The organism is Variovorax sp. S12S4, assembly GCF_023195515.1.
GTDB lineage: Bacteria > Pseudomonadota > Gammaproteobacteria > Burkholderiales > Burkholderiaceae_C > Variovorax.
The window spans coordinates 5,779,595-5,793,825 of the sequence record NZ_JALPKR020000002.1 but is presented as its reverse complement, the minus strand read 5'-3'; the positions used below and the strand labels follow the sequence as shown (position 1 = coordinate 5,793,825).

General features: G+C 67.4%; 14 protein-coding genes. 3 read left to right on the top strand and 11 right to left on the bottom strand.

Features of this window, described 5'->3' with window-relative positions; translation table 11 throughout:
• Positions 1 to 43: 43 nt before the first annotated feature.
• Genes M0765_RS28340 through M0765_RS28330 form a run of 3 tightly spaced genes read right to left on the bottom strand, consistent with a single transcriptional unit; the run spans position 44 to position 2,995 of the window.
• Positions 44 to 1,405, bottom strand: coding sequence for an NAD(P)H-dependent oxidoreductase (locus M0765_RS28340; RefSeq protein ID WP_258507888.1), 1,362 nt, complete (start codon positions 1,403 to 1,405; stop codon positions 44 to 46).
• A gap of 4 nt (positions 1,406 to 1,409) precedes the next feature.
• Positions 1,410 to 2,285: a phytanoyl-CoA dioxygenase family protein gene (locus tag M0765_RS28335; RefSeq protein ID WP_258507887.1), complete on the bottom strand. Its 876-nt coding sequence runs from the start codon at positions 2,283 to 2,285 to the stop codon at positions 1,410 to 1,412.
• Positions 2,282 to 2,995, bottom strand: coding sequence for a GntR family transcriptional regulator (locus M0765_RS28330; protein WP_258507885.1), 714 nt, complete (start codon positions 2,993 to 2,995; stop codon positions 2,282 to 2,284). The genes M0765_RS28335 and M0765_RS28330 overlap by 4 nt, the downstream gene beginning before the upstream one ends.
• A gap of 113 nt (positions 2,996 to 3,108) precedes the next feature.
• On the opposite strand from M0765_RS28330, the gene M0765_RS28325 reads away from it, so the two are divergent.
• Complete coding sequence (locus tag M0765_RS28325) at positions 3,109 to 4,065, top strand: threo-3-hydroxy-L-aspartate ammonia-lyase (protein ID WP_258507882.1); 957 nt, start codon at positions 3,109 to 3,111, stop codon at positions 4,063 to 4,065.
• Between the two features lie 9 nt (positions 4,066 to 4,074).
• Here the strand turns inward: M0765_RS28325 and M0765_RS28320 are convergent, their stop codons facing one another.
• The 4 genes from M0765_RS28320 to mutL form a co-directional block, all read right to left on the bottom strand.
• The gene (locus tag M0765_RS28320; protein WP_258507880.1) at positions 4,075 to 4,725 is read right to left on the bottom strand and encodes an ABC transporter ATP-binding protein; all 651 of its coding nucleotides are present in this window, start codon (positions 4,723 to 4,725) and stop codon (positions 4,075 to 4,077) included.
• The gene (miaA, locus tag M0765_RS28315) at positions 4,722 to 5,705 is read right to left on the bottom strand and encodes a tRNA (adenosine(37)-N6)-dimethylallyltransferase MiaA (protein ID WP_258507879.1); all 984 of its coding nucleotides are present in this window, start codon (positions 5,703 to 5,705) and stop codon (positions 4,722 to 4,724) included. Before miaA ends, M0765_RS28320 begins: the two co-directional genes overlap by 4 nt.
• A gap of 43 nt (positions 5,706 to 5,748) precedes the next feature.
• Complete coding sequence (locus M0765_RS28310; RefSeq protein ID WP_258507877.1) at positions 5,749 to 6,747, bottom strand: alpha/beta hydrolase; 999 nt, start codon at positions 6,745 to 6,747, stop codon at positions 5,749 to 5,751.
• Positions 6,748 to 6,932: 185 nt separating this feature from the next.
• On the bottom strand, positions 6,933 to 8,825 hold the full coding sequence (mutL, locus tag M0765_RS28305; RefSeq protein ID WP_258507875.1) for a DNA mismatch repair endonuclease MutL: 1,893 nt from the start codon (positions 8,823 to 8,825) through the stop codon (positions 6,933 to 6,935).
• Between the two features lie 104 nt (positions 8,826 to 8,929).
• Here mutL and M0765_RS28300 point away from each other — a divergent pair, with 104 nt between their 5' ends.
• The gene (locus M0765_RS28300; RefSeq protein ID WP_258507874.1) at positions 8,930 to 9,598 is read left to right on the top strand and encodes a DedA family protein; all 669 of its coding nucleotides are present in this window, start codon (positions 8,930 to 8,932) and stop codon (positions 9,596 to 9,598) included.
• A 64-nt stretch (positions 9,599 to 9,662) separates the two neighbouring features.
• Here M0765_RS28300 and M0765_RS28295 read toward each other — a convergent pair whose 3' ends face one another.
• The 3 genes from M0765_RS28295 to tsaE form a co-directional block, all read right to left on the bottom strand.
• Positions 9,663 to 9,959, bottom strand: a complete 297-nt coding sequence (locus tag M0765_RS28295) for a glycine zipper domain-containing protein (RefSeq protein ID WP_126748955.1) — start codon at positions 9,957 to 9,959, stop codon at positions 9,663 to 9,665.
• Positions 9,960 to 10,092: 133 nt separating this feature from the next.
• A complete protein-coding gene (locus M0765_RS28290) occupies positions 10,093 to 11,688 on the bottom strand; it encodes an N-acetylmuramoyl-L-alanine amidase (protein WP_258507871.1) in 1,596 nt (531 codons plus the stop codon).
• The gene (gene tsaE / locus M0765_RS28285) at positions 11,685 to 12,194 is read right to left on the bottom strand and encodes a tRNA (adenosine(37)-N6)-threonylcarbamoyltransferase complex ATPase subunit type 1 TsaE (protein ID WP_258507864.1); all 510 of its coding nucleotides are present in this window, start codon (positions 12,192 to 12,194) and stop codon (positions 11,685 to 11,687) included. Before tsaE ends, M0765_RS28290 begins: the two co-directional genes overlap by 4 nt.
• Here tsaE and queG point away from each other — a divergent pair.
• Positions 12,180 to 13,265 carry a tRNA epoxyqueuosine(34) reductase QueG gene (queG, locus tag M0765_RS28280; protein ID WP_258507856.1) on the top strand — a complete coding sequence of 362 codons (1,086 nt, stop codon included), beginning with the start codon at positions 12,180 to 12,182 and terminating at the stop codon, positions 13,263 to 13,265. The genes tsaE and queG overlap by 15 nt on opposite strands.
• Here the strand turns inward: queG and M0765_RS28275 are convergent.
• On the bottom strand, positions 13,262 to 14,179 hold the full coding sequence (locus M0765_RS28275; protein ID WP_258507854.1) for an AEC family transporter: 918 nt from the start codon (positions 14,177 to 14,179) through the stop codon (positions 13,262 to 13,264). The genes queG and M0765_RS28275 overlap by 4 nt on opposite strands.
• Between the last annotated feature and the right edge of the window lie 52 nt (positions 14,180 to 14,231).

The following is a 14,231-nucleotide window of genomic DNA, read 5'->3' as shown; positions in this document are numbered from 1 at the left end:
GGCAAAAGCCAAGGGCCGCGCGCCGATGAAGTCCGCGGACCGGCTAGGCAGCCCTGGCCTGTGCGGTGGGCGCAAACATGGCCTCCAGCTCGGCGCGCAGCTGGTAGGCGTGGGTCGATGTGTCCATGGCCACGTCGGCCCAGCACAGGCTCTGGCCTTTTTTCACCGCGCGCACCAGCTTGACGTTGTGCGCCAGCCCGAGTGGCAGGCCGCCGAGCCGCATGGAGCGCTCGGCCGGCAGCAGCTTGCCCCAGACGGTGTAGCCGCCTTCGCCATCGAGCATTTCGCCGGGTGCGAGATCGCGCTTGGCGGTGGCAACCACGTCGGCGTTCCAGCAGGTGGCCACGCCGGTGGGCTCGCCGCGCAAGGCCACGCTCGCCACCGACATGCCGACTTCCAGGCCGATCAGGTGCCAGCGCTTGTAGAGCGTGAAGTAGCGGCCGCTCGGGTCGGTGTGGGCGTTGTATTCCTCGAAGCAGTTCTTGATGTAATCGGTCTCGGCCTCGACCGTGACCCAAACGCCCATGCGGATGTCGTAGGGAATCTTTCGCCCGTTTGCCTCCAGCGAGGAGATGACTTCGACCATGCCCTTGCGCTCGAGCACGCCGCCTTCGCTCTGCGGCCGTGTGACGAAGGGAATGTCTTCCACGCTCGCGGGCGGGTAGAGCAGGCCGTCCGAAGGCACGGTGAGGCCGGTGGCGTTGGCCACGGCCGAGCTTTCTATCGAAGGCTTGGAGCCGTCGAGAAAGCTGTTGAACATCTTCGGGTTGAGCCCGCCGCGCAGCGCCTGTTCGGGCGTGAGGCCGTAGTTGCCCCACACGGTTTCCGGCGTCGATTCGGTGAAGTGCGGCAGCCACTTGTGGCCGCGACCGGCCGCCACCACCGGAAAGCCGCAGGTGCGCGCCCAGTCGACCAGGTCGCAGATGAGCGCGGGCTGGTCGCCGAAGGCCAGCGAATAGATCACACCCGCCTGCTGCGCCTTGCGCGCGAGCAGCGGGCCACAGAAGGCGTCGGCCTCTACGGTCACGTTCACCACGTGCTTGCCGTGTGCAAAGGCATCCAGGCAATGGTCGACCGCGGCCACGGGGTTGCCGGTGCACTCGACCACGATGTCGATGGAAGGCTCGCGCGTCACCGCTTGCCAGTCGTCTGTGATCCAGGTGCTTCCGGTCTTCAGCGCTTGCTGCACCGAGCCCGCGGCGGTGCGCTCGGCCTGCCAGCCGACGCGTTCGAGGTTGACGCGTGCGGCCGCTGGCGAGAGGTCGGCAATGGCCACCAGCTGCACGCCGGGCGTGCGCGGAATCTGCGCGAGATACATCGAGCCGAACTTGCCGGCGCCGATCAAGCCGATGCGGATGGGGCGGCCTTCGGCAACGCGCTGCTGCAGGCGGGTGTAGAGGCTCATGAGATCAGGCCTCCACGGTGTCGAGAGTTTCGAGCGAGGTCTGCAGCGCGCTTTCGGGCAGGCCGTTCTTCCACGGCACCTCGACCGGGTAGGGCTTCAGCAGGCAGTCGTCGGGCAGCATCTCGATGGGCGTGAAGTCCCGGTGCGCGATGTACTCGGGCCGCTTGTGGCGCCGAATGTGGTTGCTGACGGCGCACAGGCTCAGGTACACCGCCACGCGGTTGAAAGGCGAGAGATTGCTGCCCGATGCGTGCACGAGGCAGCTGTGGAATAGGATCATCGAACCGGCGGGCCCCTTGGGCGAAACGATGCCGCCCTGCTTGCCGCCGGCACGGTCCACCAGCTGGCGGATCAGGTCGTTGTCGACCGTCCAGAGCGGGTAGCTGGTGGTCGTGAGGTCATGCTTCGCATCGACCACGCCCTTGCGGTGGCTGCCCGGAATGAACATCAGCGGCCCGTTGTGCTCGTTCACGTCGTCCAGAAAAATGGCGACGTTCATCGCGCGCTCGGTGGGCATCAGGTCGTCGTTGAGCCAGGTGCCGTAGTCCTGGTGCCACTGCCACACGTCGCCCTCGAAAGCCATCTTGCCGTTGATCTTGAACTGGTGCATGTAGACCTGTTCTTCGAACAGATCCATCACCGGCTCCACCATGCGCGGATGGCGCGCCAGCCGCGCGAAGGGTTCGCTGATCAGGTGCGCGGCAAAGTTGGTGCGCACCGCGTCAGAGCCCTTCTCGCGTACGTTGAAGGCCTCGCGCCGGCTGTAGAGCTCGGGCACCGCATCGGTCAGCACCTTCGTCTCTTCGGGTGAAAAATGGCCGGGGAAGAACAGGTAGCCGTCGCGCTCGAATTGCGCGCGCTGGTCGGGGCTCAACTTCATGCCTTGTCTCCTTTGCGGTGGGTGGTGTGGTGGGTGGTCGATGCGGTGCGCGCCAGTTGCTGCGCGAGCCGTCGGCCCAACGCTTCGCTCGCCTGCGCAACGTGCTCTTCGCTCAGTTTCGCGGCACGCTGCTCGTTGCCTGCGGCAATGGCGTCGGCAATGGCCTGGTGTTCGTCCCACAGCGATTCGCGCTGCGGCTCGGCCTGCAGCACCGCGCCCATGGCGCGGCGCAGGTGGCGCCAATGCTGGCCGGCGCTCTGGCCGATGAGCGGATTGCCGGACGCCTCGTAGATGGCCTCATGAAAAGCCATGTCGGCGTCGATCATGGCGTCGACATTGCGCCCGCGTGCTGCGCGCCGGCCGCGCTCCATCAGCTTGGGGTCGATGCGAAAGCGTTGGCCTGCCGCCAGCCGCGCGGCCAGCACGTCGAGTGCGCCGCGCACCTGGTAGACCTTGCGCATCCACTCGGCATCGAGCGGCGCCACCAGCACGCCGCGGCCCGGCGCATCGAGCACGAAGCCGTCTTTCTTGAGCAGGCGCAGCGCCTGCAGCACCGGCTGGCGCGACACCGAGAGGCGCTGCGCGATGTCTTCCTGCGTGAGGCGTTCACCGGGCGCGAGCGAGCCGCTGCTGATGGCGCCGAGCAGGGCGCGGTAGACCTGGTCGACGAGGTCGGGCGTGGCTTCGATGCTGACGAGATGGGCGGGCATGACTGGCTTTCTCTGAACTCTGTATACAGAGTACAAAGGTGCGGGCCCGGCGTATTCCGGGTTTTTACCCATCGGCCCTGCAAAAAAACGTAAGCCGCCGCTAAGCTCGGCGCATGCAACTACCCACCTACGACGACGTCATTGCCGCGGCCGCGCGGCTCCAAGGCCACGCCCACCACACGCCCGTGCTGCGCTCGACCACCGCCGACGAGCGCTGGGGTGCCCGGTTCTTCTTCAAGTGCGAGAACTTCCAGCGCATGGGCGCGTTCAAGTTTCGCGGCGCCTTCAATGCGCTCGCGAAATTCGACGCTGCGCAGCGCAAGGGCGGCGTCATCGCGTTCTCGTCGGGCAACCACGCGCAGGCCATCGCGCTGTCGGCGCGGCTGCTGTCGATGCCCGCGGTCATCGTCATGCCCAAGGACGCGCCCACCGCCAAGGTGGCGGCCACGAAGGGCTATGGCGCCGAGGTGGTGATGTACGACCGTTTCACCGAAGACCGCGAGGCGCTGACCAGGCGGCTCGCGCAGGAACGCGGCATGACGATGATTCCGCCCTACGACCATCCCGACGTGCTCACCGGGCAGGGCACGGCGGTGAAGGAGTTGATCGAAGAAACCGGCCCGCTCGATCACTTGTTCGTGTGCCTGGGCGGCGGCGGGTTGTTGTCGGGCTCGGCGTTGTCGGCGCGCGCGCTGTCACCCGATTGCAAGGTCTACGGTGTGGAGCCCGAGGCGGGCAATGACGGCCAGCAGTCGTTCCGCGCGGGAAAGATCGTGCACATCGAAACGCCCAAGACCATCGCCGACGGGGCGCAGACGCAGCACCTGGGCGAATACACGTTCGGCATCATCAAGCGCGACGTGGACGATATCTTCACCGTGACGGACGACCAGCTTGTCGAGGCCATGCGCTTCTTTGCGGAGCGCATGAAGATGGTGGTGGAGCCGACGGGTTGCCTTGCGTTTGCGGGCGCCATTGCGGCACGCGAGGCCATCGCGGGGCAGCGCGTCGGCATCGTGATCAGCGGCGGCAACGTCGACCTGTCGCGCTACGCGGCCTTGCTCGCCTAGCTCACTCGCTCAGGCGCGGATTCCTTCGGCGGTCAGGTGCAGCAGCCGGTCTGCGCGGGCCGCGGCGCTTTCGGAGTGCGTGACCAGCACCAGCGAGGCACCGTGTTCACGCGTCTGGCCGATGAGCAGTTCCATCACCTTGGCCGCGGTGGTCGGATCAAGATTGCCCGTGGGCTCGTCGGCCAGCAGCAGGGCGGGGCGGTGCACCAGTGCGCGGGCAATGGCCACGCGCTGCAGCTGCCCGCCTGAAAGCGTCTGCGGCAGCCGATCGCCCATGCCGGGCAGGCCCACCGCATCGAGCATGTGCGCGACACGGCCTTCATCGCGCTGCTGGCCGAGCAGCATCAGCGGCAGCGCCACGTTCTGCGCCACGTCCAGGTGCGGCAGCACGTGGAAGGCCTGGAACACAAAGCCCACATGGCGGCGGCGCCAGAGCGCGCAGGCCTCGCCGTCGAGCGCGCCGATGTCGGTGCCGCCCTGCGTGACGGTGCCTGCGTCCCAGCTGTCGAGCCCGGCCATGCAGTTGAGCAGCGTCGACTTGCCCACGCCCGATTCGCCCACGATGGCGACGAACTCGCCGGGCTCGACAGTGAGCGTCACGTTCTCGAAGACGGGCACGTCGCCGTAGTGCTTGGCAAGGTTGGAAATGCGCAGTGTCATGCGGCGGTTGCAATGCGTTGAACGGCGGTGCGCACCGCGTCGGGTGCGTCGCAGGCAATGATGGCGCGCTCGGGCATGCTGCGCAGCCAGGTGATCTGCCGCTTGGCCAGCTGGCGCGTGGCGGCAACGCCGCGTTCGCGCAGCTCGGCCATGGCCTTGGCGCCGGGCCTCTCGCCGCCGCAGGCATCGAGCATTTCCCATGCTTGCCGGTAGCCCACGCAGCGCATCGAAGGAAGCTCCGTCGACAAATCGCCGCGCGCGCGCAGCGCCTCGACCTCGTCGAGAAAACCGGCGGCGAGCATGGCCTCGAAGCGATCGGCAATGCGCGCATGCAGCCAGGCGCGGTCGGCGGGTTCGAGCGAGAAGAGTGCGCCGCCCGCCAGCCCTTTTGCGGCCTTGTTTTCACCCGCGTGAAAGCTGGACAACGGTTGCCCGCTGCTTTCCCATACTTCGAGCGCGCGCTGGATGCGCTGGCTGTCTTGCGGCGCCAGGCGCGCGGCCGTGACGGGATCGACCTGGGCAAGCCGCGCGTGCATGGCGGGCCAGCCGAGCGCGGCGGCTTCGGCGTCGATGCGTGCGCGCACCGCTGCATCGGCAGCGGGCATGGCGTCGATGCCGTCGAACAAGGCCTTGAAGTACAGCATGGTGCCGCCCACCAGCAGCGGCAATGCGCCGCGCGCGCGGATCTCGTCGATCAGCCGTGTCGCGTCGGCCACGAAAGCCGCGGCGCTGTAGCTTTCGGCCGGGTCGCGAATATCGATGAGGTGGTGCGGCACGCTGGCTTGTTCGGCCTTGCTCGGCTTGGCCGTGCCGATGTCCATGCCGCGGTAGATCAGCGCGGAATCGACGCTGACGATTTCGACAGGCCGCAGTTGCGCCACCGCGAGCGCCACGGCGGTCTTGCCGGAGGCCGTCGGTCCCGCGAGCGCGATGTATTTCAGTTTGTCAGGAAGGCCGGAAGCGGCAACGGAGGGCGGCATAAGCGCCCGAGGGTAACAACAAAACCGAAGCCGGGACTTTCGCTCAGATGGCCTGCGCGCTCGCCGTGGCCTTGCCGCGCGCTTCTTGCGGCAGCACGGCCGAATCCGGGCGAGGCGCCGCCGGCAGCACAGGCACCGGCTGCGCGCCGCGCACGACGGGCGCGCCCTCCGCCTGCCGGGAGGCCAGGGTGGTCTCGGGCTTCATGCGGAACAGCTGCGAGAGCGCCGAACGGTACTGCGCTTCGCCGACCGAATTGGTGTTGTGGTGCGACCCGCCCTCGACCAGCACGAAGAGCTTGGGCACCGTGGCCGCGTCGTAGAGCTTGCGGCCCAGCGTCGGGTTGATCAGGCTGTCGGCGGTGCCATGCACCACCAGGAGCGGCGCGCCGATGTCCTTGACCCGGTTGATGGCCTCGAAACGCTGCGTGATCAGCGGGCCGAACGGCAGCCAGCCCCACTTGAAGCCGCTCACCACGTCCGCAATGGAGGTGAAGGTGCTTTCGACGATGGTGCCGCTCTCGTCCTTGACGTTGGCCGCCAGGTCGATGCCGATGGCACCGCCCAGCGAGTGGCCGAAGATGTAGCGGTGCTGGCGCGGGTGGCGCGCGGCCAGCCACATCCAGGCGGCCCGGGCGTCTTCGCGCGCGGATTCTTCTGAAGGCAGGCCCTTGGAGCTCTTGCCGAAACCCCGGTAGTCGATGGCCAGCACCGAAAAGCCCAGTTCGTGCATGCGCTGGATGCGCGGGGCCGAGCCGGCCACGTTGTAGCGGGCGCCATGCAGGTAAAGCATCACGGGCCGGTCGGTGGTCTCGGGTTCGCCGCCGAGCCACAGGCCGTGCAGGCGCGCGGATTCGCCGGTAATGGACGACTGGAAGTCGATCCAGACGTCCTGCATGCCCTCGGTCATGGTGGCGGTGTTGCCCCAGCTGCGGTCGCTGGGTTGAAAAATCCATTCGCGCTGCTGTTCGTCGAATGTGGAGCAGCCGGCGGCCAGAAGGGCGCACAGCGAAATAACGGAGGCAAGCAGAGACCAGCGTTTCATGGGCTAGAGGGACAGCGAAGCCGGCAGAAAGTTCATACGCTTTCGACTGAAACGCGCCGACACTGCGTTCCAGAATCTCCCCCGAGTGCCTCAGGTGGCACTTTGTTCTACACATGCAACGCCCGTGCCCGCCTCACGGATGACTTCCAAAAACTCCGTAAAAACCCTCAAAACGCCCGGATTTGCTACCTGCCGCGCATAAAAAGCGCGTCCAGCTCGCGAATCGACAGCTGCCGCCACGTCGGGCGGCCATGGTTGCATTGGTCGGAACGCTCGGTTGCCTCCATCTGGCGTAATAAAGCGTTCATTTCGTCGATGGTGAGCTTGCGGTTGGCCCGCACGGCGCCGTGGCAGGCCATGGTTGAAAGCAGCTCGTTCTGTGCCCGCTGCACCACAGTGCTTGCGTCGTGCTGGGCCAGTTCGGCCAGAACACTGCGGGCCAGCTCCACCGGGTCGCCGTCGGCCAGCGTGCCTGGCACCGCGCGCACCGCAAGGGTGCGCGGCGAAAAGGGGGTGATTTCGAGGCCCAGCGTGGGCAGCACCGCGGCGCAGGCCTCGGCCGTGGCCACTTCTTGCGGGGTGGCCGCAAAAGTGGCTGGAATCAGCAGCGGCTGGCTCGTGATGGCGGCGCCGTCGAGCTGCGTCTTGAGGCGCTCGTACACGATGCGCTCGTGCGCCGCGTGCATGTCGACCACGATCAGGCCCTGGCTGTTTTCGGCCAGGATGTAGATGCCGTGCAGCTGGGCCACGGCGCGGCCGAGCGGCCACGCCTCTTCGTTGGTGGCCAGCGGCTCGGCGGGGGCGGGGCTCGCCGCCAGGCCGACAGGCGCCCGGAACGACATGGGCGGGGTGCCGATCACGGGCCAGTGGGAGGTTTCGGCGCCGGAGCGCTCCATTACCGATTCATCGGCCCGCCGCGGCCACATGGCGTCGAAATCGCCCACGCCGCGTTCTGCCGCCACAAAGTTGATGGCCGGCTGCGCCCAGGTGGCTCCCGAGGCAGGCACATTGGGCTTGAAGAAGGGCTGCTGCGCCGCTGCCGGCACGACTGCATCGCCCGCACGCGGCGCGGCCAAGGCGTTCTCGATGGCGTGACGCACCGCTTGGTGCACCTCGCGTCCGTCGCGAAAACGCACCTCGATCTTGGTCGGGTGCACGTTCACATCGACCCGTGACGGATCGATTTCGAGGTAAAGCGCATACACGGGCTGGCGCTGGCCATGCAGCACGTCTTCGTAGGCGCTGCGCACCGCGTGCGAAAGCACCTTGTCGCGCACGAAGCGGCCGTTGACGTAGAAGAACTGCTGGTCGCCGCGCGACCGCGCCGCATCGGGAATGCCCGCCCGGCCGACCACCCGCACCGCGCCGCCGATGTGATCGACCGCCACGCTCTGCGCCACGAAGTCGTCGCTCAGCGCATCGGTCAGCCGCTGCTCGCGCTTGTCGGCGGCGCGCCATTGCTCCATCAGCTTGCCGTCGTGCCATACCGAAAAGCCGACCTCGGGCCGCGCCAGCGCGTGCCGGCGCACGGCCTCGATGCAATGGGCCAGTTCAGTGGCGTCGGTCTTGAGGAACTTGCGGCGTGCGGGTGTTGCGAAGAACAGCTCGCGCACTTCGACCGTGGTGCCGACGGAGCGTGCCACCGGGCGCAGTTCGCCGGTGCGCCCGTCGAGCGCAAAGGCGCTGTCGGCGCCGGTAAAGCGCGAAAGAATGCTGAGCTCGGCAATCGCGTTGATTGCCGCGAGCGCCTCGCCGCGAAAACCCATGGTGCCGACCGTTTCAAGGTCGTTCAGGCTCGCGATCTTGCTGGTCGCGTGGCGGCGCAAGGCCACCGTGAGCTCTTCGCGCGGAATGCCCAGGCCGTCGTCTTCGACCGAAATCAGCCGCACGCCGCCCGAAGCCAGCCGCACCGTGACCTGGCTTGCGCCCGCGTCGAGTGCGTTGTCGAGCAGCTCACGCACCACCGAAGCGGGCCGCTCGACCACTTCGCCGGCGGCAATCTGGCTGATCAGCTCGTCGGGGAGTTCGCGGATCGGCCGGCGTTCGAGGGCGGGAATGGAGGAGGGAAGGGCGCTCACGCGAGCATTCTAGAAGCCCTGCCGGGATGTATCGACCTGTCATGGAGCGTGTCCGAATCCGTCACGGGACATCGGTCGGCGTGCAGCACGGATAATCCGCCACCATGGAAATCATCAGCTTTCTCGTCGACTTCATCCTGCACGTCGACAAACACCTCGAGGCCTTCGTCGTCGCTTATGGCCCCTGGGTCTATGCGCTGCTCTTCCTGATCGTGTTCGTGGAGACAGGCGCGGTGGTGATGCCGTTCCTGCCCGGGGACTCGCTGCTCTTCATCGTGGGGGCGCTGTGCGGCGTGGGGCTCATGAGCTATCCGATCGCGTGCGCGGTGCTCATCGTCGCGGCCATTCTGGGCGACCAGTGCAACTACAGCATCGGCCGCTACTTCGGGCCCAAGGTGTTCAAGTGGGAGAACTCGCGCTTCTTCAACCGCAAGGCCTTCGACCAGGCGCATGCCTTCTACGAGCGCTACGGCGGCATCACGATCGTGCTTGCGCGCTTCATGCCGTTCATTCGCACCTTTGCGCCCTTCGTGGCCGGCGTGGCTGAAATGAACCGGGCCAAGTTCACGATGTTCAACGTGGGCGGTGCACTGCTCTGGGTGCTCGGCATCGCAACGGCGGGTTACTTCTTCGGCAACCTGCCTTTCGTTCGCGAGCATCTCGACAAGATCATCTGGGCGCTGATCATCGTGCCCGGGTTGCTTGCAATCTTCGGCGCATGGCGCGCGTCGCGCGCGGAAAAGGCGCGCGCACAATTGCCTTCGAAGGCCTGAACATCGGGCCCATAAAAAAGCGCGCCAGTGATGGCGCGCTTCAATATGGGTGGTTGCCAGAGGATCAGTAGGTCGGGCCGTTGCGCGGGTAGTAGGTGCCCGGCGGGTAGGCGCGCTGGCTCTCGTAGTAGTTGCGCTGGTTGCGTTCGTCGACACTGCGGCCCACTTGGTTGCCGATCACGCCGCCCACGGCTGCACCGCCCAGGGTACTGGCCGTGTTGCCGCCGATGGCGTGGCCGACCGCTGCGCCGCCGAGTGCGCCAACGCCCGTGCCAAGGTTCTGGTTGGGACCGGAAGCGCAACCTGCGAGCGCCATGACCGAAGTCGCTGCTGCAGCGGTAATCCAGATGCGTGCTTTCATGATGTCCACCTTTCTAAAGTGATGGCTTCATGATGGGCAAAAGCGGCCCGGCTCCCGTGTAGGAGCCTGCCGCGCCTGACTGTGCGGTGCCACGGGCCGCCCCGCGTGGGACAGCAGGGCGGCGCGCAAGGGTTTAAAGCTGACGGCTGCGCGCGAGCGGCGGGTTCTGCGCAAAGTAGCGCTGGATGCCGCGCATCAGCGCATCGGCAAGGCTTTCCTGGTAGCTCACGCTGCGCAGGTTGGCTTCTTCCTCGGGGTTGCTGATGAACGCGGTCTCGACCAGCACGCTCGGGATATCGGGTGCCTTGAGCACGGCGAAGCCTGCCTGCTCCACCTGCGGCTTGTGCAGCCGCGCGCCAATGCCGCGAATTTCGCCGAGCATGGCACCGCCGAGCTTGAGGCTGTCGTTGATCTGCGCCGTGGTGCTCATGTCGAGCAGCGCGCGCTGCACCTGCGCCTCGTGGTTGCCCACGTTCACGCCGCCGACCTTGTCGGCTTCGTTTTCCTTGTTGGCGAGCCAGCGCGCGGCGCTGCTCGAGGCGCCGCTCTGGCTCAGCGCAAAAACGCTCGCGCCGCGCGCGGCCGGTGTGGTGAACGCATCGGCGTGAATGCTCACGAAAAGATCGGCCTGCACGCGCCGCGCCTTTTGCACGCGCACGCCAAGCGGCACGAAGAAGTCGGCGTCGCGCGTGAGAAACGCGCGCATCGGATTGCCGCCGACGCTGCTGGAATTGATGCGGTCGCGCAGGCGATGCGCGATTTGCAGCACGATGTCTTTCTCGCGCGTGCCGTTCGGGCCGATGGCGCCGGGGTCTTCGCCGCCGTGGCCGGGGTCGAGCGCCACGATGATGATGCGGTCGGTGCGGCTTGCGGTGGCGCCGCCGCGCGAGGCCGGGGCGGGCGCGGGAGGCGGCGCCGCCGCCACGGAAGGTGCCGCGGGCGGTGCTGCGGGAGGTGCAACAGGCGCCGGCGGCGCGGCGGGGCCGGGCCGCGTGGCCTGCTGCGCCATCAGCTCGCCCAGCGGATCGGGCGCCGGCGCGGACGGGGGCATGGCCACGGCGGGCGGCCGGGCGGGTGGTGCGGGAGGTGCGATGCTGCCGGGCGTGGGGCGCGGCGCGGGCACGTTGGGCGAGGGCCGCACGAGGATCGGCGGGCCGCCGTCGGGTGCCAGGCGCGAAGAAGGTGCTGCGGGCGGCGGCACCGAGGGCGCGGTGGCCACGGCGGTGTCGTTGCTGCTGCTCCCATTGCTGCGCGGTGCCTCGCGCAGGCGCTCGGTGATCAGCGCTTCCATCGGGTCGATGGCTTTTTCCGGGTAGAGGTCGAGCACCAGCCGGTGCTTGTACGCCGCAATGGGCGCAAGCGAGAAGACCTGCGGCACCACGGCCTGCTTCAGGTCGAACACGATGCGCACGACCTTCGGCGCGTTCTGGCCCACGCGCAGACCGTTGATGTACGGATCGCCGGGCTTGATCTTGCCGACCAGTTCGCGCAACTCGGGGTTGAGGTCGATGCCTTCGATGTCCACCGCCAGCCGCGGCGGGCTGCCGACCACCAGCTGCTGCGAATGCAGCCGCGCATCGGACTCGATGGTGACGCGCGTGTAGTCGGCCGCGGGCCACACGCGAACGGCGAGGATGGTGGCGCCGCGCGCAATCTGGTGCACGCCGAGCATCAGCGCAATGCTGCCGCCCTGCAGGAGCACGCGCCGCTTGAGGCCGCCCGCCTTCATGCGGCGATGTGCGCCAGCAGAGTGCTGCCGCGGGGAGTGTTCGCAAGAAGGGTCACGCTGCGTGTGTCGTCTGTCATTGCTTCTATTTTAATAGCGAGGTCCGCAATTGGTGTGCGGCCCGCAGCGTTTTCTGGCCATTCGGCGAGCTTGAGCCCCGGTCCGGCAAAAATGTCACGGAAGCCGGCGTCGTCCCACTCGCGCGGATCGTTGAATCGATAGAAGTCGAAATGGAAGATTGCTAGGCCGTCGGGTGCCTCGTGCGGCTCCACCACGGCATAGGTCGGGCTCTTGATGCGGCCCTGGATGCCGAGCGCGCGCAGCAGGTGGCGCACGAAGGTGGTCTTGCCGGCGCCGAGGTCGCCGTGCAGCGCAATGAAGGCATCGCGCAACGCGGGTGCGGCCGCGAGCGCGCGAGCGAAGGCGTCGGTGTCCTCCTCGCTGCGCCAGCGCAGTGTGCGGCCGGCGTTCTTCGGCGTTTCTACAATCGGCAAGTGATCGTCAGCCATCCACTCGTTGCTCGTATTCAGGCATTGGCCCGGGAACTCGGATTCTCCCAAATCGGAATCGCGGGCGTCGATTTATCGAGCGCCGAGGAAGGTCTGATGCAATGGCTGGCCCATGGGTTCCATGGCGAGATGAAATACATGGCAACGCACGGCACGCGCCGCGCGCGGCCCGCCGAACTGGTGCCGGGCACGGTGAGCGTGATCACCGCGCGCATGGACTACCTGCCGCGGGGCACACAGCTGGACGACTGGCAGGCTGTCGAGTTCGATCGGCTCGCGCGTCCCGGCGAAGCCATCGTCTCTGTGTATGCGCGCGGCCGCGACTATCACAAGGTGCTGCGTGCGCGGCTGGCAAAGTTGGCTGAACGCATCGCCGAGGAGGTAGGCCCCTTCGGCCACCGTGCCTTCACCGATTCGGCGCCCGTGCTCGAAGCCGAGCTGGCATCGCGCAGCGGCCAGGGCTGGCGCGGCAAGCACACGCTGGTGCTGGACCGCAGTGCGGGCTCGATGTTCTTTCTTGGCGAGATCTATGTCGACATGGCGCTGCCCGAGAGCGAGCCGGTCACCGCGCATTGCGGCAGCTGCAGCGCCTGCATCGACGTGTGCCCGACAAAGGCCATCATCGCGCCGCACCGGCTCGACGCACGGCGCTGCATTTCGTATCTCACCATCGAGCACAGCGGGCCGATTCCGCTGGAGCTTCGGCCGCTGATGGCCAACCGCATCTACGGCTGCGACGATTGCCAGCTGATCTGCCCCTGGAACAAGTTTGCGAAGAAGAGCGCGCTGCCCGATTTCGACGCACGCGAAGGGCTCACGGGCCAGGCGCTGGCTTCGCTCTTTGCCTGGACGGAGGAAGATTTCTTGCGCTTCACCGAAGGCAGCCCCATCCGGCGCATCGGGCATGAGCGCTGGCTGCGCAACATCGCCGTGGCGCTGGGCAACGCACTGCGCGCGGGCGAGAGCGGCGCCGCGGAAGCCCTGGCCACGCGGGTATCGGATGCGAGCGAACTGGTGCGGGAGCACGTGGCGTGGGCGCTGGCGCAGCGCCCGAACGCCGAGCAGCCCTAGCGCGGCAAGGCCAGCGCGAACGGCAGGCTGACCACGCCGAGCAGCGTGGACAGGGTCACGAGTCCAGCCACATACGGTCCGTTGTAGCCCATGCGCGCCGCGAGCACATAGGCGCTCGAGGCCGTAGGCACCGCGGAGAACGCCATCAGCACGGAAGCCTGGGTTGCATCCAGCCGCAGCGCACGAGACAGGCCCCAGGCAACCAGCGGCAGCAACAGGTGCCGGATCGACAACACCGAAACCGCCAGCACCTTGCCGCGCCCCAGCGTGGCGAACTGCATGCCCGCGCCCGCAGCCAGCAGGCCGAGCGCGAGTGAGGCGGCGCCGATTCGCGTGAGCGTCGGCGTGGCCCAGTTCGGAACGGTGAAGCCCAGCAGGTTGGCCAGCAGGCCCGCCAGCGTGGCGACGATCAGCGGGTTGCGCACCAGCTGCCGCGCAAAGCCGCTCTGCGCATGCCGCGCCATGGGCCACACCGCCGCAATGTTGAACATCGGCACGCACACGCCGATCAGCACCGCAATCAGCAACAGGCCCTGCGGCCCGGCCAGCCGTTCGGCAAGCGCAAGGCAGATGAAGGAGTTGAAGCGGAACGCGATCTGCGCGCTCGCCGCATGGTCGCGCCGGTCGATGTGCGAGCGCAGGCCCGGCACGTAGGGCAGGGCATAGGCCAGCGCAATGCCGCTGAGCCCCACGCCGACGCCCGCCGTGAGCAGGCTCGAGGTGGCGCCAAAATCGAGCGGGCTGCGCACGATCGAATGGAACAGCAGCACCGGGAAAAGAAAGTAGTACACCAGGCTCTCGACCTGGTCCCACACGCGGCGGTCGAGCGCGGTGTAGCGGCAGAGCAGCCAACCGATGGCAATGAGCGAAAAATCCGGAAAGAGCAGCTGGGCGAAGTTCACCGCTTCGAGCATAAACCGTCGGCGGCCATGGGTAATCCACAGCACCGCCCAGGCGCGAAGCGGC